Genomic DNA, 18771 nt, shown 5'->3' with positions numbered 1-18771 from the left:
ACACCGCACACGTGGAAGGAGCCGCGCCGTGGCCCTGGACCCGCAGTTGCTGGAGATCCTCGCCTGCCCGGACACGCACCACGCCCCGCTGGACTACGACGCACAGGCGCAGACGCTGACCTGCACCGAGTGCGGCCGGGTCTTCGAGGTGCGTGACGACGTCCCGGTGCTGCTGCTGGACGAAGCACGTCCGGGCCGGGCGGAGCGGTCGTGATCGACGGTACGGCCGGTGTGAGCGGTCGCCGCGACCCCGACGAGGCCCTGCTGGACAACCCGGACGCGCTCGCCGAGCACGATCCGGGTGGGATGCTGCGCCACACCGCCTCGGGCGGTGCGCAGGTCCGCGAGTCGGCCTCCCTGGCCGCCGAGGCGAACCTGGCGGTGCTGGCCGACGAGGGGCGGCCCCGCGCGGTCGTCATCGCCGGCATCGGCACCGCCGGCCGGACCGGTGACGTGCTGGCCACGGTGGCCGGTCCGCGCTGCCCGGTGCCGGTCATCCCGCACCGCAGCGCCGGCGTTCCCGGCTGGGTGGGTGCCGCGGACGTGGTCATCGCCGTCAGCGCCTCCGGTCGTAGCCCCGAGGCGCTCGGCGCCGCCGAGGCCGCGCACCGCCGGGGCGCCCGGCTGGTCGCCGTGGGCGCACCGGATTCCCAGTTGCAGTCGGTCGCCGAGCGCGCTCGCGCGCCGTTCATCCCGGTGCCCCGGCGTGCACCGGCCCGGGCCAGCCTTTGGGCGCTCACCGTGCCGGTTCTGCTCGCCGCCCGTACGCTCGGCCTCGTGAAGGTGAACGAGGCGGATCTGGCGGAGACGGCGGCGCGTCTCGACGCGGAAGCCGACCGCTGCCGCCCGACGGCGGAGTCCTTCGTGAACCCGGCGAAGTCGCTCGCGCTCGGCCTGGCCGGATCGGTCCCGATCGTCTGGGGATCGTCCCCGCTGGCCACCGTCGCGGCCCGCCGCTTCGGCGACACCCTGTCCGCCAACGCCCGCTACCCGGTGGTCTCCGGCGCGCTCGGCGAGGCCGGCCGGGGTCGGGTCGGTCTGCTCGACGGCGTCTTCGGCGGCCTGGTGGAGGGGGAGCGGGACATCTTCGCCGACCCCGATCAGGAAGCCCCGAGTGGCACCCGGCTGCGGCTGGTGCTGCTGCGGGACGGCGGTCTGAACGCCGAGGACGACAGCGACGAGCCGCTCGCGGTCGAGGAGCGCCGCGCGGACGCGGTGCAGACCCTGGCCGAGCGGCGGGGGGTGCGCTGCGACGTGGTGACCGCCGAGGGCGGCTCCGCGCTGGAGCGGCTCGCCTCGCTGATCGCCGTGCCGGACTTCGCATCGGTCTACCTCGCCCTGGCACACGGCCTGGACCCGATGGCCGTTCCGGCCATCACCGAGATGAAGGAGCTGTCGAACCAGTGAGTGCTAATGGCGGGACGAAGGCGATCGTCGCCGCCCTGCTGGCCAACGTCGGCATCGCCATCACCAAGTTCATCGCGTTCCTGCTGACGGGCTCGTCGTCGATGCTGGCCGAGTCGATCCACTCGGTGGCCGACTCGGGCAACCAGGGCCTGCTGCTGCTCGGCGGCAAGCGGGCCAAGCGGGAGGCGACCCCCCAGCACCCGTTCGGCTACGGCCGTGAGCGGTACATCTACGCGTTCATCGTGTCCATCGTGCTGTTCAGCGTCGGCGGCCTGTTCGCGCTCTACGAGGCGTACCACAAGTGGTCGCACCCGGAGGGCATCACCGAGTGGCAGTGGGTGCCGGTGGTCGTGCTGGTGGCGGCGATCATCATGGAGTCGTTCTCCTTCCGGACCGCGATCGTGGAGTCCAACCGGATCCGGGGCAACCAGTCCTGGGTGCATTTCGTGCGCCGCGCCAAGGCCCCCGAGTTGCCGGTCGTGCTCCTGGAGGACCTCGGCGCGCTGGTGGGTCTGATCTTCGCCCTCTTCGGCGTCAGCCTTACGCTGATCACCGGTAACGGCGAGTGGGACGCGATCGGCACCGCGATGATCGGTGTCCTGCTGGTCGTCATCGCGATCATCCTCGCCATCGAGACCAAGAGCCTGCTGCTGGGTGAGGGCGCCGAGGCGCACGACGTCGCGGCGATCGAGAAGGCCGTCACGGACGGCCCGGAGGTCGAGCGGATCATCCACATGAAGACGCTCTACCTCGGTCCCGAGGAGCTGATGGTGGCCGCGAAGATCGGTGTGCCGGCCTGCGACAACGCCGAGGAGCTGGCCCGGGGCATCAACGCCGTCGAGGCCCGGATCCGGGCCGCGGTGCCGGCCGCGCGGGTCATCTACCTGGAGCCGGACATCTACAGCGCCGCCGCGGAGCGGGCCGGCAGCGGCAGCGCCGCGACCACTGCGGTGCCGGAGTCCGAGTCGGGCGGGGTGGCCGGGCGGCACGGGAGCTGATTCGTGGAACCGCTGTACGGACCGGTCCGGAACTACGCCTGGGGGTCCCGCTCGGCCATCGCCGAGTTGCAGGGCCGCCCGGTGCCGAGTGACGAGCCGGAGGCCGAGCTGTGGCTGGGCGCCCACCCGGGCGCCCCGGCCACGGTCGACCGCGGCGGCGGCCGGGTGGCGCTGACCGACCTGCTGCTCGCCGAGCCGGGGCACTGGCTCGGCGAGCAGGTGGTCGGCCGTTTCGGCACCCGGCTGCCGTTCCTGCTCAAGGTGCTCGCCGCGGACGCGCCGCTGAGCCTCCAGGCCCACCCCGATCGGGAGCAGGCCCGCGCCGGACACGCCGCGGACGCGGACCGGCCGCATGCCGAACGCAACTACGTCGACCCGCACCACAAGCCGGAGCTGCTCGTCGCGCTGTCGCCGATGGAGGCGCTCTGCGGCTTCCGGGAGCCGGGGGAGGCGGCGGCGGTGCTCGCCGCCTTCGGCGTACCGGCGTTGGAGCCGGTGGTGGCCGCGCTGCGCACCGGTACGGCGGGCCTGCGTGACGCCGTACGCCTGCTGCTGACCTGGCCTGCCGAGGAGCGGGACGGGCTGGTGAAGGCTGTGGCGTCCGCGCCGGTCGCCGGTCCGGACGCCGCGCTGGCCGCGGAGCTGGCGGCCGCCTATCCCGCCGATCCCGGTGTGCTGGTGGCGTTGTTGCTCAACCGGGTACGCCTGGTGCGCGGCGAGGCGATCTGGATGCCCGCCGGGAACCTGCACGCCTACCTGCGTGGGACCGGCGTGGAGATCATGGCGGCCAGCGACAACGTGCTGCGCGGCGGGTTGACCCCGAAGCGGATCGACGTGGACGAGCTGCTGCGGGTGCTGCGGTTCGAGGTGCTCCACGACCCGGTGGTGCGGCCCCGGCCGGTGGTGCCGGGGGTGGTCTGCTGGCCGGTGCCGGTGGACGACTTCGCGCTGCACCGGGTGACGGTGGGCAGCGAGCTGCCCGAGGTGACACTGTCGCCGCCCGGGCCCCGGGTGGTGCTGTGCTGCACCGGCACGGTCACCGTCGACGACGGGGCGGGCGCGGTGTCGCTGGTGCCCGGACAGGCCGCGGTCGGCGCCGCCGCCGGGGGGCCGCTGCGCTTCGTCGGCGCCGGTGAGGCGTACGTCGCCACCTGCGGCTCCTCCTGACGATCATGCCCGCTCGACACGCCAGGCCGCACTCACCTCCACCAAGTCCGACTTTTCGGAAATGGCTTGACGCGAGTTCAGCGCAGTGTGACTCTATGAGTGCGCAGCGTTATCGCGACGACGGTCCCGAGAGCGCGCGGGGGAACCAAACCGGGGGGATGCACGGGGCGGCGGCCGATGGACGGAAACTCCGTCCACCACCGACCGCCCCGTGCGCTGTCCACGTACCGGACATCCGTCCGTCGGCGCGCGAGCGTAAGGTGGATGGTTGCGCTGCACATCGTCCGACAGGAGCTTCCATGACCAGCACCCTCCCGGCGTCCGCCAGCGGTACGCCCGAGGTCCGGCCGAGCACTCTCGCCGAGGGCGACTACAAGGTGGCGGATCTGTCGCTCGCCGAGTTCGGCCGTAAGGAGATCCGGCTCGCCGAGCACGAGATGCCCGGCCTGATGGCGATCCGTCGTGAGTTCGCCGACGCTCAGCCCCTCGCCGGTGCGCGGATCACCGGTTCGCTGCACATGACCATCCAGACCGCCGTGCTGATCGAGACCCTGGTCGCGTTGGGCGCGCAGGTGCGGTGGGCGTCCTGCAACATCTTCTCCACCCAGGACCACGCCGCCGCCGCGGTCGTCGTCGGCGCCGACGGCACCCCCGACGCCCCGGCCGGTGTGCCGGTGTACGCGTGGAAGGGCGAGAGCCTCGACGAGTACTGGTGGTGCACCGAGCGGGTGCTCGACTGGCCCGACGGGCAGGGCCCCAACATGATCCTCGACGACGGCGGTGACGCCACCCTGCTCGTGCACAAGGGCGTGGAGTTCGAGAAGGCCGGCGCCGTGCCGCCGGTGGAGTCCGCCGACTCCGAGGAGTACGCGGTCATCCTGGGCGTCCTACAGCGCTCCCTGGCCGAGGACGGCCAGCGCTGGACGCGGATCGCCTCGACCATCAAGGGCGTGACCGAGGAGACCACCACCGGCGTGCACCGGCTCTACGAGATGCACCGGGCCGGCACGCTGCTGTTCCCGGCGATCAACGTCAACGACTCGGTGACGAAGAGCAAGTTCGACAACAAGTACGGCTGCCGCCACTCGCTCATCGACGGCATCAACCGGGCCACCGACGTGCTGATCGGCGGCAAGATGGCCGTCGTGCTCGGCTACGGCGACGTGGGCAAGGGCTGCGCGGAGTCGCTGCGTGGCCAGGGCGCCCGGGTCGTCGTGACCGAGGTCGACCCGATCTGCGCCCTCCAGGCGGCGATGGACGGCTACCAGGTCGCCACCCTGGACGACGTGGTCGAGATCGCCGACATCTTCATCACCGCGACCGGCTGCTTCGACGTCATCACCAACGAGCACATGGCGCGGATGAAGCACCAGGCCATCGTCGGCAACATCGGCCACTTCGACAACGAGATCGACATGGCCGGCCTGGCCAAGCGCGGCGACGTGACGCGGGAGAACATCAAGCCGCAGGTGGACCTGTGGAAGTTCGACGACGGCCACGCGATCATCGTGCTGTCCGAGGGTCGCCTGCTGAACCTGGGCAACGCCACCGGCCACCCGAGCTTCGTGATGTCGAACTCCTTCGCCAACCAGACGATCGCCCAGATCGAGCTGTACACGAAGACCGACGAGTACCCGACCGGCGTGTACGTGCTGCCCAAGGCTCTGGACGAGAAGGTCGCCCGCCTGCACCTGGACGCCCTGGGTGCCAGGCTGACCGAGCTGACCAAGGAGCAGGCCGCCTACCTCGGCGTCGCCGTGGAGGGCCCGTTCAAGCCGGAGCACTACCGCTACTGATCCCGTACGACGTCAACCGGGCCGCCGCTGTCACCAGCGGCGGCCCGGTGTCGTGTGTGGTCGTCGCGGCGGGGTCGCCGGTCGGGCACGGTCAGTCGGAGCGGGGACGTCGCCCGGTCGGTCGGACCCAGGTCCAGACGCACCAGGCGAGCCAGGCAAGAGACACCGCCGCGGCGAGCGTCCGCAGCCGGAGCGCGCTGAGCAGCAGCACCACCGCGAGGACGGCCAGCCACGGCCGGTGTACGCGGTGGCCGTGTCGCACCGCGTCGGCCCGCCCTCACGCCCGCCACCGTCGGCGTACGAGCCGGCGGACCAGCGGCGGGGCGATCCACGACCACACGCAGAACAGGAACCAGGACAGGGCGAACAGGCCGGCGAGCAGGTCCAGACCGGCCAGCTTGAGCAGGACGATGACCGCGACCGCGACGAGCCAGGTGCGGAACACGCCGAACCGGTGGAGCGGGCGCAGCGGCACCAGCAGCGGGTGAGCGTGCACCCGGGACTCCCAGGCCGCCTCGGCGTAGTCGGCGTCGGTGGGGTCGTGCGCCACCGCCTGGCCGAAGGAGCGGTGGGCGGTGCCCATCCGGCCGCGCAGGGCGGCGGCGTGACCGTGCAGCGCCAGGGCCACCGGGTGCGTCGGCCACGCCGCGAGGAACTCCTCCGCGACGGTCTCCGCCGCCCGGTCGTCGCCCCGGGCGTACGCGAGCTGGAAGCGCGAGGCGTAGACCGACGGAAGGTCCGGGACGATCGCCGCCGCGCGGGCCACGAGGCGTTCGGCCTTGTCGGTCTGGCCGACGGCGGTGCAGAGGTCGGCGTACTGGCAGAGCAGCCAGGGGTTTTTCGGCGTGCGGGCGAGCGCGTCGAGCAGCGCCCGTTCGGCGTCGGCGTACGCCCCGCGGTGCCGCAGCGCCAGGCCCAGCCGGCCGAGCAGCTCCGCGTCCGGGCCGGCCTCGGCCAGACCCTGTCGCGCGACGGCGACGACGTCGTCCCAGCGGTCCAGGTCGGTCAGCGCGGCGGCCCGCAACCGGAACGCGGCGACCTCGGTGGCCAGCCCGGCGGGGAGGCGACCCAGCTCTTCCAGCGCCTGCTCGGGCCGGTTCACCTCGAGGAGGTGGGCGACGCGCGCAAGCTGGTCGTGGGCGGTGCTCATGCCGCCATCAGCGCCCCGATCAGGACCGCCTCGGCGAGGCCGCACACCAGCACCGCGGCGATGCCCGGCCCCCACAGCGACGCCGGCTCCCCACCGCGCAGCTCGTACGCGCGGAACGGCCGCTTCTGCACGGCGGCGACGGCCGCCCAGACCAGTCCGCCGGCCAGTGCGCCGATCAGCCGGCTGGGGCGCCCACTGTCCGCGTCGAAGAGCGCGAGGCTGACACCCACCCGCGCGACCAGGCCGGCCAGCCCGGCGGCGAGCACGGTCAGCAGCGCCGACCGGGGCAGGCCCAGGCGTCGACCGTTGAGCGCGGCCAGCACGGTGACCGCGGTGGGGCCGCCGAAGACCGCCGGGTAGAGCAGGGACTGGACCCGCCACGGCGGGCGGGCGGGCTGGTACGGCGGCGGGGCGATGGTGGGGGTGAAGAGGTCGTCGGCCACGCGCGGTCCTGTCAGGCGGTGTCGGGGGCGTGCCGGATCCTGCCACAGCGGGGTGCTGCCGTGGGGATCCACGTGACGGCTCCCGCGAACCGGAGGAAGCCGGTCAGCGCCGGTCGGCGACCTCGGGGCGTACCGGCGGAAGGCCGGGGGTGGCGGCGCGCGGCGCCGGTGGGCCGGCGGGTGTGGCCGGGCGGACGGGCCCGGCGGTGGTGACGGCCGGGGCGGTGGTGACCACGGGGGCGGGCGCCGCCGGCCCCGGGGTCAGCTCCGGCCACAGGGTGGCCGCGACCGCCCGGCCGCGACCGAGCCGGTGCCCGTCGCGGCGGTGCCGCTCCCCGAGGACCGCCGCCAGGTAGACCGTCTCGGACATCCCCGCCGGGGGCAGCGGCGTGACCACCGCCGCGACCTCCGTCCAGAGGCCGTGCGCCAGCCGGGTCCGCGCCGGCTCCGCGAACTGGTGCACGCGGGCCAGGTACTGCCGCGCGGCCAGCGCCAGACCGTCGTCCAGCCGGCTCAGGTCCGCCGTGTACGCCCACCCGACCAGCGCCGGCACCGCGGTGGGGACCGGCCGCCAGGGCGTCGCCGTACGGGTGTGCACCACGAGCGTCCCCGCCACCAGGTCACCGAGACGGCGGCCCCGGCGGTCGCTCAGCATCACCGTCACCCCGGCCACCCAGCTCAGCAGGGGCAGCACCAGCCCCGGCCACTCCACGGCGACGCCGACCAGGGCCCGGGTCAGCGACTGCCGTACGCCCACCGGCGCGCCGTCCACGCTGACCACCCGCAACCCGACGGCCACCTTGCCCACCGTCCGTCCCTGGTTGAACCGCTCGCACAGCACCGGGTAGCCGACCAGCACGACGACCAGGCCGACCGTGCCGAGACCACCGGCCAGCGCGCCGTCGACCAGGCCGACGGGCAGCACGGTGAACGCCAGCCCCGCCGCCATCGACAGCGCGAGGGCGACGGCCAACTGGACCGGTACGTCGATCAGGAGCGCGAGGACCCGGGAACCGAGCCGCGCGGCACGCACGTCGAGCTCCACGGCCTCCCCGCTGACCAGCCCGGCGTCGCCCCACGAGGTGGGCCGGGCCGGGGGACGCGGTGGGGTGGTCACCCGGACAGTGAACACTATGATCGCCCGGACGGGGGTGAGCGGTGGATCTGGACGCGTACGTCGCGGAGCACGGCGGCGAGTGGCGGCGGCTGGAGGTACTCACCGGCCGCGCCCGGCTCGACGCCGGGGAGATCGACGAGCTGATCGCCCTGTACCAGCGGGCCACCACCCAGCTCTCGGTGCTGCGCAGCCGCTGCCCCGACCCGGCCCTGGTCAGCCAGCTCTCCCAGGTGGTGCTGCGGGCGCGGTCCCGGCTCACCGACCGCCGCCGGCCGTCCTGGGCCGCGGTCGCGCGGTTCGCGACCGTCGGCTTCCCGTCGGCCGTCTACCGCGCCTGGCCGTGGTGGTGCGGCGTGGCGACCGGGTTCAGCCTGCTCAGCTTCTTCCTCATGGGGTACGTCGCCGGCAACCCGGACACCGCGTCGGCCTTCATCGGCGAGGAGGCGGCGGCGGACCTGGTCGACTCGGGCTTCGCCGGCTACTACACCGAGTTCGCGGCGCCGACCTTCGCGTTCCACCTGTGGACGCACAACGCCTGGCTGGCCGCGCAGTGCCTCGCCGCCGGCGTGCTGATCGTCCCGGTGCTCTACCTGCTCTGGCAGAACGCGCTCAACATCGCCGTGGTCGGCGGGGTGATGGTCGCCTACGGCCGCTCGGACGTCTTCTTCGGCCTGATCACCCCGCACGGCCTGCTGGAGCTGACCGGGGTGTTCGTGGCCGCCGGGGTGGGCCTGCGGACGGGCTGGGCGTGGATCTCGCCGCCGGCCGACCTGACCCGGGGGCAGGCGGTCGCCCGGGCGGGCCGCGAGGCGGTCCTGGTCGCCCTGGGGCTGGTCGGGGTGTTCGCCGTCGCCGCCGGCATCGAGGCCTTCGTGACCCCGGCGCCCCTCCCGGTCCCGTTCCGGGTGGCCGTCGGCGCCGCGGTCTGGCTGGCCTTCCTGGCGTACGTGGTGCTCCTCGGCCGCCGCGCCACCGTGACCGGGGACGTGGTCAGAGGCGGCCCTGGGACTTGAGCCGCAGGTAGGCGTCGGCGACCGCGGGGGCCAGGTGGCCGGCGGGGGCGTCGACGACCGTCACGCCGTGCCGGGCCAGTGCCGCCCGCACCCGGTCCCGTTCGGCCAGCGCCCGCCAGGCGGCTGCCGCCGCGTACGCGTCCCGTGGGTGTGCCGGGGTGGCCGAGGTGAGGGCGGTCAGCACGGGGTCGTGGCTGGCCGCGACGACCACCGTGTGCCGGGCGGCCAGCCGGGGGAGCACCGGGAGCAGCCCCTCGCCGAGCGCGCCCGCCTCCAGCGCGGTGAACAGCACCACCAGGCTGCGGTGCTGCCGCCGGCGCAGCAGTTCGGCGGCGATCAGGTCGAAGTCCGTCTCCACCAGCGACGGTTGCAGCGGGGCGAGCGCGTGGACCAGCCGGGCGAGCAGGGCCGGGCGGGTGCCGGTGACCGTGGCCCGTACGGCGTTGTCGGCGGCGAGCAGGTCGACCCGGTCACCGGCGCGGGCGGCCAGGGCGGTCAGCAGCAGCGCCGCGTCGATCGCGGTGTCCAGCCGGGGCTCGTCGCCGACGCGGACCGCCGAGGTGCGGCCCGTGTCCAGCACGCACACCAGCCGCCGGTCCCGCTCCGGCCGCCACGTCCGCACCAGCACGTCGGCCCGGCGGGCGCTGGCCCGCCAGTCGATCGAGCGGACGTCGTCGCCGACGACGTACTCGCGCAGGGCGTCGAACTCGGTGCCCTGGCCGCGTCCCCGGCTGACCTGGGTGCCGTCGATGACGCGCAGCCGGGACAGCTTCTCCGGCAGGTGCCGGCGGGAGTCGAACCGGGGCAGCACCCGCAGTGTCCACGCGGGCGTCGCCGGGCGGCCGGAGCGTTGCCGGAACGCCAGGCCCAGCGGGCCGACGGAGCGGACGGTGAGCGCCGTCGCCGGGCGGTCGCCGCGCCGCAGCGGGGTCAGCCGGGTGGGCAGCGACACCGTTCCGCCCGGCTCGACCCGGACGACCCGGGACGGCGGTACGTCGGGGTGGGCGCCGGCCGACGGCACCCAGGCGTCGCGGACCCGGGCGCGCAGCGTACGGCCGGTGGGGTTGTGCAGCACCAGCGCGACGGTGGCCGTGTCGCCGAGCCGGACCGCGCGGTCCCCCTCGCGTGCGGCGGTGAGGGCGCCCGGCGGCACCGCCAGCGTCCGGTCGAGCAGGGCCACCAGCAGCACGGCGGAGGCCATCACCAGCAGGCCGGCGAACGGCGACGGCCAGAGCGGCAGGGTGACCGCGCCCGCCGCCAGCAGGGCCGCCGCCCGCCAGGTCATCGCGGCGTCGGCACGGTGGCGAGCACCGTGTCCAGCACCGCGTCGACGGTGACGCCCTCCAGCTCGACCTCGGGCCGCAGCCGCAGGCGGTGCCGCAGGGTGGGCCGGGCGACCGCCTTGACGTCGTCCGGGACCACGTAGTTCCGGCCCGCCAGCCACGCCCACGCCTTCGCCGTGCCGAGCAGTGCCGTCGCGCCCCGGGGGGACGCGCCCAGCTCCAGGGCGGGGGTGGCGCGGGTGGCCCGGCACAGGTCCACGATGTAGCCGAAGAGTGGTTCGGCCAGGTGGACCTGCCCGACCGACGCGCGGGCGGCCGCCAGGTCCGCGGCCGTCGCCACCGGCCGTACGCCGGCCGCCCTGAGGTCCCGGGGGTCGAAGCCGGCGTGGTGCGCCCGCAGCACGCCCAACTCCTCCTCCCGGCTGGGCATCGGCACGGTCAGCTTGAGCAGGAACCGGTCGAGCTGCGCCTCGGGCAGCGGATAGGTGCCCTCGTACTCGACCGGGTTCTGGGTGGCGGCCACGATGAACGGGTCGGGCAGCGGACGCCGCTCGCCCTCCACCGAGACCTGCCGCTCCTCCATCACCTCCAGCAGCGCCGACTGAGTCTTCGGCGGGGTGCGGTTGATCTCGTCGGCGAGCAGCAGGTTGGTGAAGACCGGCCCCTCGCGGAAGGCGAACGCGGCGGTGTGCGGGTCGAAGATCAGCGAACCGGTGACGTCGCCGGGCATCAGGTCGGGGGTGAACTGGACCCGCTTGGAGTCCAGGTCCAGTGCCGTGGCCACGGTGCGGATCAGCAGGGTCTTCGCCACTCCCGGCACGCCCTCCAGCAGCACGTGCCCCCGGCAGAGCAGGGCCATCAGCAGGCCGGTGACGACCCCGTCCTGCCCGACCACCGCCTTGGCGACCTCCTGGCGCAGGCGGTGGAGGGCGGCACGGGGGTCGTCCGGGGCGGTGGCCGTCGGCTCGGCGGTTCCGGCGGGTCGGGTCACCGGGGTTCTCCTTCGGGTCGGTGCGGGTGCGGAGCCTCGGCCGGCGGGAGCGGCCCGGCGGGGTGCGGGGCCACCGTACGGGCCACCCGGTCCAGGGCGCGGGCCAGCTCCAGCAGCTCCTGGTCGGAGTCGGGCGCCGGCCCGTACAGCAGGTCGTCGGTGCGGTCCTCGCTCTCGCCGGTGTGGGCGGTCACCGCCGTGACGATCTCGCCCGGTGGGGTGGTCGCCGGGAGGTTCAGCCGGGGCAGGAGCCGGGCCAGGGTGGCGGTGCGCAGCGTACGGGCGGCGGCGTCCCGGGCACCGGCCTGCTGGTAGAGGCGTGCGCGACCGAGCACCGTCTCCGTCGACCGGACGGTCACCGGCAGTGGTTCCGTGCTCGGCGGGCCGAGCCGGCGGCCCCGCCAGAGCGCGGCGAGCAGTGCGGCCAGGGCGAGCTGGAGCAGCAGGGCCCAGAACCAGCCGGGGAAGGCGTTCCAGAGCGGGTTCGGCGGGTCGGAGGCGCCGTCGGCGGAGTCGTCGCCGTCGGTCGAGCCCTCGCCGTCGGTGGATCCCTCGCCGGAGCCGTCCCCGTTGCCGGGCCCACCCGGGCGCCCGTCCCCGTTGCCGGGCCCACCCGGGCGCCCGTCCCCGTTGCCGGGCCCACCCGGGCGCCCGTCCCCGTCGCCTGTCCCGCTACCGTCGCCGGTGCCGTCACCGGAGCCCGGTCCCCGGTCCCCGGGACGGTCGCCGGTGGGGCCGGAGGCGTAGGTGGGCGCCGGCGCCGGACCGTCGAGGTCCAGCCAGACCACCCGGCCGGTGCCGCCGAGCAGGGCGGTGGCGAACGCGCGGTTGTCCCACTCGTCGAGTCGTGCGTTGCGGAACGGGTCGCTCGCCCCCACCACGACGGTGTCCGCCGTCGTGGACCCGAGCCGCACCAGGTGATCCGCGAAGCAGAAGTCGGCGTCCACCACCCGGTCCGAGGAGGTCGTCCAGCGCTGGAGACCGAGGGCGACCCGGCCGGTCCCGGTCAGCTCGGGCAGCGGGCAGGACAGCCCCCGGGCGTCCGGCCCGACCTCCCGCGCCGCCCAGCGGCGGTCGCCCGGGGCCACGGACAGCCCGGCGGAGAGCAGCACCCGCAGCGGCGGGTCGACCAGCACCACCCGGGTACGGGCGGGCAGGGCACCGAGGGCGGCGACCGTCCGGGGGTGCACCAGGGCCGGGGACGGTACGAACAGCGTGGCGGACCCGGACCGGGCGGCCGCCAGCGCGCGCAGGGTGTCCGTCTCCCGCTGCACGGTCACCCCGCGCTGTCGCAGCGCCTCGGCGAGGCGGCTGCCGCCGTCCGCGCCGGTCGACACGGGGGACAGGAAGCCGCCGTCGGTCGGGTCGGGCTGGTCGACGGCGTGGGTGACCAGGGTGGTGACGAGCAGCGCCGCGGCCAGGCCGAGCGGGAGCAGGATCCGGTGCCGGCGTCGCCGGGGGCGAGCGGTGGCGCGGGACGCCGGTGGGGCGGTGGTGACGCCGGCGGTCACGGTGCCTCCCCGGCCAGCAGGCGGTGCAGGTCGTCGGCATGCTCTCGCATGCGGCGGTCGTGCTCGGCCGTGGCGGGCTGCCGCGCGTACCACAGCTCGGTGAAGATCGCCCCGGCGGCGCCGAGCGGTGGCGCGACCGGTGGGCGGTTCCGGGCCGCGGCGGCGACCACCTCGACCACGGTCATGCCGGGTTCCGGCGTCAGCACCCGTCGGGTGACCAGTTCGCCGATCATCGCCCGCAGGCGCTCCCGGACCGCCTCGGCGTAGCGGCCCTGCGTCGCCAGCCGGTCCGCCAGGGAGACGTGGCCGGGCAGCGTCGGCTCCGCCTCGGGTTCCCGGGGCGACGGTACGGCGGGCGCGGCGCCGGCCTGTGCCCGTGCCCGCCGGCGCCGTTTCGCCCGGCGGGGCAGCCGCAGACGGGGCAGCCGCAACCGGGGCAGCCGGCGGGGCACCCAGGCCGGGAACGTGTACCAGGCGACGGCGACCAGCACCGCCCCGAGCACCAGCAGCAGTGCCACCAGCGGAAGCGGTACCCGGTCACCGAGGTTCGCGGTCGTCTCGGTCCACCACCGGCTGAAGCTCATCGGCCGACCGCCAGCAGCGTCTCCTCGGGTGCCTCCGCACGAGCCCGGGACAGCCGGATGTCCAGCCCCTCGGTGCGCATCCGGGCCTCCAGGTGCAGCACCGCGTCCAGGCAGGCCAGCGCCGGGTACGCGACGGCGTTGACGGCCGCCCACAGCCCCAGCGACAGCGCGACGGCCCAGTCGTCGTCCAGCAGGTTCAGGGTCTCGACACCGTAGAAGACGCCCACACCGAGCCCGACCCGCACGATCCACCACACCAGGTAGCCGAGGAGCCGCAGGGCGGCCGCCCGACCACCGCGTACGGCCAGCGCGGCCGAGCGCGGCAGGGCCCGGGCGGCACCCACCCGGTCCACGACCAGGGCCGGGGCGATGCCGCCGAGCAGGGCGAAGCCGAGCAGCCAGACCGGGCCGAGGAGGGCGGCGACCACCATGACCAGCGCGACCAGGGGAGCGTTCAGCAGGGTGGCGCCCCAGCGTGCCCCGGCGGGACGCACCAGTTCCCGCGCCCCCGCCGTACGCCCGACCAGGGCGGCGCCGGCGGCCCGCCCGGCCGGGTTGCCGAGCAGCAGGACGATCACCGCCTCGACGGCGGCGCCGACGGCCAGCAGCGGCCAGAACAGGGCGAACCCGTCAAAACCCACGATCCAGGTGGGCGGCCCGGTGCCGGCGGCGAGGCGCAGCGGGTACAGCAGCAGCTGCTCGCCCACCGTCAGCACCAGGGCGAGCGGGACCAGCACCGCGGCGTGGTCGCGCAGCAGCAGGACGGCCGAGTCGAGCACCTCGCCCACCGTGAGCGGACGGCGCGGGAGGACGACGGTCGGGCCGGCGTCGGGCACGCGTACTCCTCAGGCGGTGGACGGACGGGCGCCGCTCGGCGGTGGCGCGCGGCGCCGCACGCAGGGATCATGGTGACACGTGCGGTCCCGATCGGGTGGACCGCACGCCGCCCGGCGACGCCCGGACGCCGCCTGCTGTGCGTCGGCGGCCAACGGCAGTACCGTGCCGGGTGACGCCGATCCCACGCCAACGGAACGGGGATGGAAAATTAACCCCATGAGAGCCCGGGTACTGGTGGTCGACGACGACCCCGCGCTCGCCGAGATGCTCGGCATCGTCCTGCGCAGCGAGGGCTTCCTGCCCTCGTTCGTCGCCGACGGGGAACGGGCCCTGGCCGCGTTCCGCGAGAACCGGCCGGACATCGTCCTTCTCGACCTCATGCTGCCCGGCATGAGCGGCATCGACGTGGCGCGGTCCATCCGCACCGAGTCCGGGGTGCCGATCGTCATGCTGACCGCCAAGAGCGACACCGTCGACGTGGTCCTCGGGCTCGAGTCGGGTGCCGACGACTACGTGGTCAAACCGTTCAAGCCCAAGGAGCTGGTGGCCCGGATGCGGGCCCGGCTGCGCCGGGGCGAGGACGTCGCGCCCGAGATGTTGACCATCGGCCCGCCCGACAACCAGATCACCATCGACGTGCCGGCGCACACGGTCAGCCGTAACGGCGAGGAGGTGAAGCTGACGCCGCTGGAGTTCGACCTGCTGGTCGCGCTCGCCCGCAAGCCGCGCCAGGTCTTCACCCGGGAGGTGCTGCTGGAGCAGGTCTGGGGCTACCGGCACGCCGCCGACACCCGCCTGGTCAACGTGCACGTGCAGCGGCTGCGCGCCAAGATCGAGCCGGATCCGGAGCGGCCGGAAATCATCCTGACCGTGCGGGGCGTGGGCTACAAGGCGGGTACCGGATAGCCTGGTCTGCACCGTGACCAGCACCCCGACCCCCCTGCCCGAGACTCCCGCCGGCTGGCGACCCGCCGCGCGGGCGCTCCGGCGTGCCCTGGTCGGCCGGGCCCTGGGCCTCGCCGCCGGGCTGCACCTCACCTGGCGGCGGTCGCTCCAGGTGCGGGTGGTGACCATCACGCTGGTCGCCTCCAGCCTCCTGGTCGGCGGCTTCGCGTACCTGATCGCCGACAAGATCACGAGCATCCTGCTGGACAACGCCGAGATCGACGTGAAGGCCCGGCTGGAGAGCGGCGCGACGTACGCGGCCAAGCAGTTCGGCCTCTACAACCAGCCGCAGGAGGCGCAGCTCCAGGACACCATCGACGGCACGGTCAACTACCTGGCCGGCGGTGATCCGCAGCAGGCGACCGGGGTCGTGGTCGCCCTGACGGCCGAGCGCTACCCGGGGGTCATCCAGCCGCGCACCTCGCCGGCCGTCGACGTCCAGCCGTTGATCAGCCGCGAGCTGCGTGGCGTGGTGGCCGGCGGCGACATGGCGAGCCAGATCAGCACCGGCACGGTCGCCGGCACCCGGACGAAGTACCTGGTCTACGGCTCCCCGGTGCCCACCCGGTTCGGCCAGGTGGAGCTCTACTACCTCGTTCCGCTGACCCGGCAGGACACCACCGCGGCCGACGCCCGGGCGACCGTGGTCGCCGTCGGGGTGGCCCTGGTGCTGCTCCTGGGCCTGCTCGCCGCCCTGGTCACCCGGCTCGTGGTGACGCCGGTGCGGGTGGCCGCGCGGACCGCCCAGCGGCTCTCCGCAGGGCTGCTCGACCAGCGGATGGTGGTCAACGGGGAGGACGACCTGGCCCTGCTCGCCGCCTCGTTCAACCAGATGGCGACCAACCTGCAACGGCAGATCCTCCGGCTGGAGGAGATGTCCCGTCTGCAACGGCGTTTCACGTCGGACGTCTCGCACGAGCTGCGGACGCCCCTGACCACCGTCCGGATGGCCGCCGACCTGATCTTCGCCGAGCGGGACGCGTTCGACCCGGCGGTCGCCCGCAGCGCCGAGCTGCTCCAGGCCGAGCTGGACCGGTTCGAGGAGCTGCTGACCGACCTGCTGGAGATCAGCCGGTTCGACGCCGGCTTCGCCATGCTGGACGCGGAGCCGACCGACCTGGTGCCGGTGGTGCACCGGGTGGCCGACCGGCTCGCCGGCCTCGCCGAGCGGGTCGGGGTGACCATCGAGCTGGACGTGCCCACCGCCCCGGTGATCGCCGAGGTGGACCCGCGCCGGGTCGAGCGGGTGCTGCGCAACCTGGTCGGCAACGCGGTGGAGCACGGCGAGGCCAAGCCGGTGCTGATCACCCTGGGCCTGGACGACACGGCGGTGGCGATCACCGTACGGGACCACGGGGTCGGGCTGAAGCCGGGCGAGGAGAAGCTGGTCTTCAACCGGTTCTGGCGCGCCGACCCGTCCCGGGCGCGGCAGACCGGCGGCACCGGGCTCGGCCTGTCGATCAGCCTGGAGGACGCCCGCCTGCACGGCGGTTGGCTGGAGGCGTGGGGTGCGCCCGGACAGGGCGCACAGTTCCGGCTCACCCTGCCGGCCCGGGCCGGCGACCGGCTGACCACCTCGCCGCTGCGGCTGGTGCCCGGCGACGCCGCACTGCCCTTCGGCGGTCCCCGCGACGGCGGACTGCTCGCCATCGGTCCGGGCAGCGGTGGGGTGCTGGCGATCGGACCGGCACCCGGTGGCGACGGCGGTCGGGCGGAGGTGGGCTCGTGAGGCGGCGGTTCGTGGCCGGTCTGATCGGGGGCGTCTGCCTGCTCGGCGGCACCACCGGCTGCGGCATCCCGGACCGCACCGAGGTCCGGGTCGAGGGGCCCGGCCCGGCGGTCGAGGGTGGTGCGACAAGCTCCGGCCGCATCGAGCCACCGTCCCGTACGGCCGCCGACAGCCCCGAGGACTTCGTCCGGAACTTCCTCGCCGCGCCGGCCGGCGAGCCCGACCGGGCGTACGACCGGGTGCGGCAGTTCATCGAGCCTCGCGACCGCTCCCGGCTGCAGGAGAAGCGGGGCAGTGAGGTCGGGCTGACCGTGGTACGCCTGACGAAGAGCCCGGAGATCACCCCCAACCTGGACGACATCGACGTCACGATCAGCGTCCAGCAGGTCGGCCGGCTGCGCGCCGACGGTGTGCTCGCCCCGCCGGAGGCGACCGAGACGTCGTACCGGTTCCGCCTGCGCCCGACCCTGGAGTCGGGTGACCAGACCGACTGGTACCTCGCCGACCCACCCAACGTGCTGCTGCTCAGCGTCGACGCGCTGGAGGACCACTACCTTCCCCGGCCGGTCTACTTCTGGAGCTCCGACCGCAGCCGGCTGGTCCCCGACCAGCGCTACCTGCCAAGAGCGGTGCCGGAGGACCGGCGGGTCAGCGAGGTGGTCAAGTGGCTCACCGCCGGCCCGTCGGAGTGGCTCGAACGGGCGGTCAGCCCACTGCCCGACCGCACCCAGCTGATCAACAACGCCACCCGGACGGACGACCGGTGGGAGGTCGACCTCGACATGCCCGGGGACGACCGGACCCGGGTGGACCAGCTCGGCACCCAACTGGCGTGGTCGTTGTCGTGGCTCGACGGCCAACTGGAGCTCAAGATCCGCAACCAGCAGGGCGTCACGATCGACCTGGAGCAACGCCGGCAGGAGCGGCCCCTGTACAGCGTCGAGGGCACCCCGCAGCGGTTCTGCGTGTACGAGGGGTCGATCCACGCGCTGTCGTACCCGGGTGAGCCGAGCGGGCCGGTGCCGGTGGCGGAGGCGGCCAACACCGGCGTGGTGTCCGCCGCGCTCAACCGGGCCGGCACCGGGGTCCATGCCGCGCTGGTCGTCGCCGGCCCGAACGGCCGCAAGCACCTCTCGGTCGGCAGCGGGTTCCCCCCGGTGTCCGCCTTCGCGCGCAGCGGCGGCCCGGGCTGGTCCAACGTGAGTCGCCCGGTCTGGCTGCGCTCGGCGGCGGCCGCCGCGCCGGTCGGGCTGGTCGTCGCGGACGGTGGTCTCTACCTGTTCGACGGCGGGGCAAAGGTGAGCGCGGTGCCGCTCGGTGTCACCGGCCCCGTCACCGCGGTGGCCGCCGCCCTGGACGGGCACCGGCTCGCCGTCGTCGCGGACGGCGTGCTCCACGTCGTGGCGGTCAACCTCGACGGGGGCGTGCTGGCCACCGGCCCCGCCCGGCGGCTGCCCACACAGCTGACCCGGTTGTCGGCCGTCGACTGGTACGACGAGAACCGGCTGATCGTGGCGGGTTCCGCGGCCGGCCGGTGGGCGCTGTACGAGCTGAGCGTGGACGGCGCGTTGGAGGTCACCCTCGAGCGGGACATCGGCTCCCCGGCGACCCACCTGGCGGCCTACCCGGCCAACCCGCGCGGGGGGCAGTTCGGGCTGGCGATGTACGTCGCCAACCAGGTGGCGTTCCGCACCGGGCGGCCCCCCGAGCGCATCCAGCGGGAACAGGTCGCCGAGGTCACCGCGCCGCCGAGCGGGGTCCGCCCCGGCAACCCGACCGCCCCCTTCTTCCTGTACTGAG

At 74.6% G+C, this 18771-nt stretch carries 18 protein-coding genes; 9 read left to right on the top strand and 9 right to left on the bottom strand.

Going from position 1 to position 18771, the window contains the following annotated elements:
- Positions 1-28: 28 nt before the first annotated feature.
- The 5 genes from ACIBR0_RS25265 (at position 29) to ahcY (ending at position 5368) form a co-directional block, all read left to right on the top strand.
- Complete coding sequence (locus ACIBR0_RS25265) at positions 29-214, top strand: Trm112 family protein (RefSeq protein WP_396719656.1); 186 nt, start codon at positions 29-31, stop codon at positions 212-214.
- The gene (locus ACIBR0_RS25260; protein ID WP_396719654.1) at positions 211-1407 is read left to right on the top strand and encodes an SIS domain-containing protein; all 1197 of its coding nucleotides are present in this window, start codon (positions 211-213) and stop codon (positions 1405-1407) included. The genes ACIBR0_RS25265 and ACIBR0_RS25260 overlap by 4 nt, the downstream gene beginning before the upstream one ends.
- Positions 1404-2405, top strand: coding sequence for a cation diffusion facilitator family transporter (locus tag ACIBR0_RS25255; RefSeq protein WP_396719652.1), 1002 nt, complete (start codon positions 1404-1406; stop codon positions 2403-2405). Before ACIBR0_RS25260 ends, ACIBR0_RS25255 begins: the two co-directional genes overlap by 4 nt.
- Positions 2406-2408: 3 nt before the next feature.
- Positions 2409-3572: a mannose-6-phosphate isomerase, class I gene (gene manA, locus ACIBR0_RS25250; protein ID WP_396719650.1), complete on the top strand. Its 1164-nt coding sequence runs from the start codon at positions 2409-2411 to the stop codon at positions 3570-3572.
- Between the two features lie 299 nt (positions 3573-3871).
- On the top strand, positions 3872-5368 hold the full coding sequence (ahcY, locus tag ACIBR0_RS25245; protein ID WP_396719648.1) for an adenosylhomocysteinase: 1497 nt from the start codon (positions 3872-3874) through the stop codon (positions 5366-5368).
- Positions 5369-5459: 91 nt separating this feature from the next.
- Here ahcY and ACIBR0_RS25240 read toward each other — a convergent pair whose 3' ends face one another.
- From ACIBR0_RS25240 to ACIBR0_RS25225, 4 genes are all read right to left on the bottom strand, one after another.
- Positions 5460-5630 (bottom strand): hypothetical protein, encoded by a 171-nt coding sequence (locus ACIBR0_RS25240; protein ID WP_396719646.1) that lies wholly within the window; start codon positions 5628-5630, stop codon positions 5460-5462.
- A 15-nt stretch (positions 5631-5645) separates the two neighbouring features.
- Positions 5646-6518 (bottom strand): tetratricopeptide repeat protein, encoded by an 873-nt coding sequence (locus ACIBR0_RS25235; RefSeq protein ID WP_396719644.1) that lies wholly within the window; start codon positions 6516-6518, stop codon positions 5646-5648.
- On the bottom strand, positions 6515-6961 hold the full coding sequence (locus ACIBR0_RS25230; RefSeq protein WP_357035757.1) for a hypothetical protein: 447 nt from the start codon (positions 6959-6961) through the stop codon (positions 6515-6517). Before ACIBR0_RS25230 ends, ACIBR0_RS25235 begins: the two co-directional genes overlap by 4 nt.
- Positions 6962-7064: 103 nt before the next feature.
- Entirely contained in the window at positions 7065-8078 is a 1014-nt protein-coding gene (locus ACIBR0_RS25225) for an RDD family protein (RefSeq protein ID WP_396719642.1), read from the bottom strand.
- A 41-nt stretch (positions 8079-8119) separates the two neighbouring features.
- Between ACIBR0_RS25225 and ACIBR0_RS25220 the strand changes: the two genes are divergently transcribed.
- The gene (locus ACIBR0_RS25220) at positions 8120-9091 is read left to right on the top strand and encodes a stage II sporulation protein M (protein WP_396719640.1); all 972 of its coding nucleotides are present in this window, start codon (positions 8120-8122) and stop codon (positions 9089-9091) included.
- Here the strand turns inward: ACIBR0_RS25220 and ACIBR0_RS25215 are convergent.
- The 5 genes from ACIBR0_RS25215 to ACIBR0_RS25195 are packed head-to-tail and all read right to left on the bottom strand — an operon-like array spanning position 9069 to position 14296.
- Positions 9069-10376, bottom strand: a complete 1308-nt coding sequence (locus tag ACIBR0_RS25215; RefSeq protein WP_396719638.1) for a DUF58 domain-containing protein — start codon at positions 10374-10376, stop codon at positions 9069-9071. The two genes, ACIBR0_RS25220 and ACIBR0_RS25215, sit on opposite strands and share 23 nt — an antisense overlap.
- Positions 10373-11365 (bottom strand): AAA family ATPase, encoded by a 993-nt coding sequence (locus ACIBR0_RS25210; RefSeq protein ID WP_396719637.1) that lies wholly within the window; start codon positions 11363-11365, stop codon positions 10373-10375. Before ACIBR0_RS25210 ends, ACIBR0_RS25215 begins: the two co-directional genes overlap by 4 nt.
- The gene (locus ACIBR0_RS25205; RefSeq protein WP_396719635.1) at positions 11362-12876 is read right to left on the bottom strand and encodes a DUF4350 domain-containing protein; all 1515 of its coding nucleotides are present in this window, start codon (positions 12874-12876) and stop codon (positions 11362-11364) included. The genes ACIBR0_RS25210 and ACIBR0_RS25205 overlap by 4 nt, the downstream gene beginning before the upstream one ends.
- A complete protein-coding gene (locus tag ACIBR0_RS25200) occupies positions 12873-13460 on the bottom strand; it encodes a DUF4129 domain-containing protein (RefSeq protein WP_396719633.1) in 588 nt (195 codons plus the stop codon). The genes ACIBR0_RS25205 and ACIBR0_RS25200 overlap by 4 nt, the downstream gene beginning before the upstream one ends.
- Complete coding sequence (locus ACIBR0_RS25195) at positions 13457-14296, bottom strand: hypothetical protein (protein WP_396719631.1); 840 nt, start codon at positions 14294-14296, stop codon at positions 13457-13459. Before ACIBR0_RS25195 ends, ACIBR0_RS25200 begins: the two co-directional genes overlap by 4 nt.
- Before the next feature lie 217 nt (positions 14297-14513).
- Between ACIBR0_RS25195 and mtrA the strand changes: the two genes are divergently transcribed.
- The 3 genes from mtrA to ACIBR0_RS25180 are packed head-to-tail and all read left to right on the top strand — an operon-like array spanning position 14514 to position 18770.
- Positions 14514-15203, top strand: coding sequence for an MtrAB system response regulator MtrA (gene mtrA / locus ACIBR0_RS25190; RefSeq protein WP_120733217.1), 690 nt, complete (start codon positions 14514-14516; stop codon positions 15201-15203).
- 13 nt (positions 15204-15216) lie between these two features.
- Positions 15217-16971: an MtrAB system histidine kinase MtrB gene (mtrB, locus tag ACIBR0_RS25185; RefSeq protein WP_396719628.1), complete on the top strand. Its 1755-nt coding sequence runs from the start codon at positions 15217-15219 to the stop codon at positions 16969-16971.
- The gene (locus ACIBR0_RS25180) at positions 16968-18770 is read left to right on the top strand and encodes an LpqB family beta-propeller domain-containing protein (protein WP_396719626.1); all 1803 of its coding nucleotides are present in this window, start codon (positions 16968-16970) and stop codon (positions 18768-18770) included. The genes mtrB and ACIBR0_RS25180 overlap by 4 nt, the downstream gene beginning before the upstream one ends.
- The last annotated feature ends 1 nt before the right edge of the window (position 18771 follow it).

The organism is Micromonospora sp. NPDC049497 (assembly GCF_044465805.1).
GTDB lineage: Bacteria > Actinomycetota > Actinomycetes > Mycobacteriales > Micromonosporaceae > Micromonospora.
This window is presented reverse-complemented; position numbering and strand designations above follow the sequence as displayed.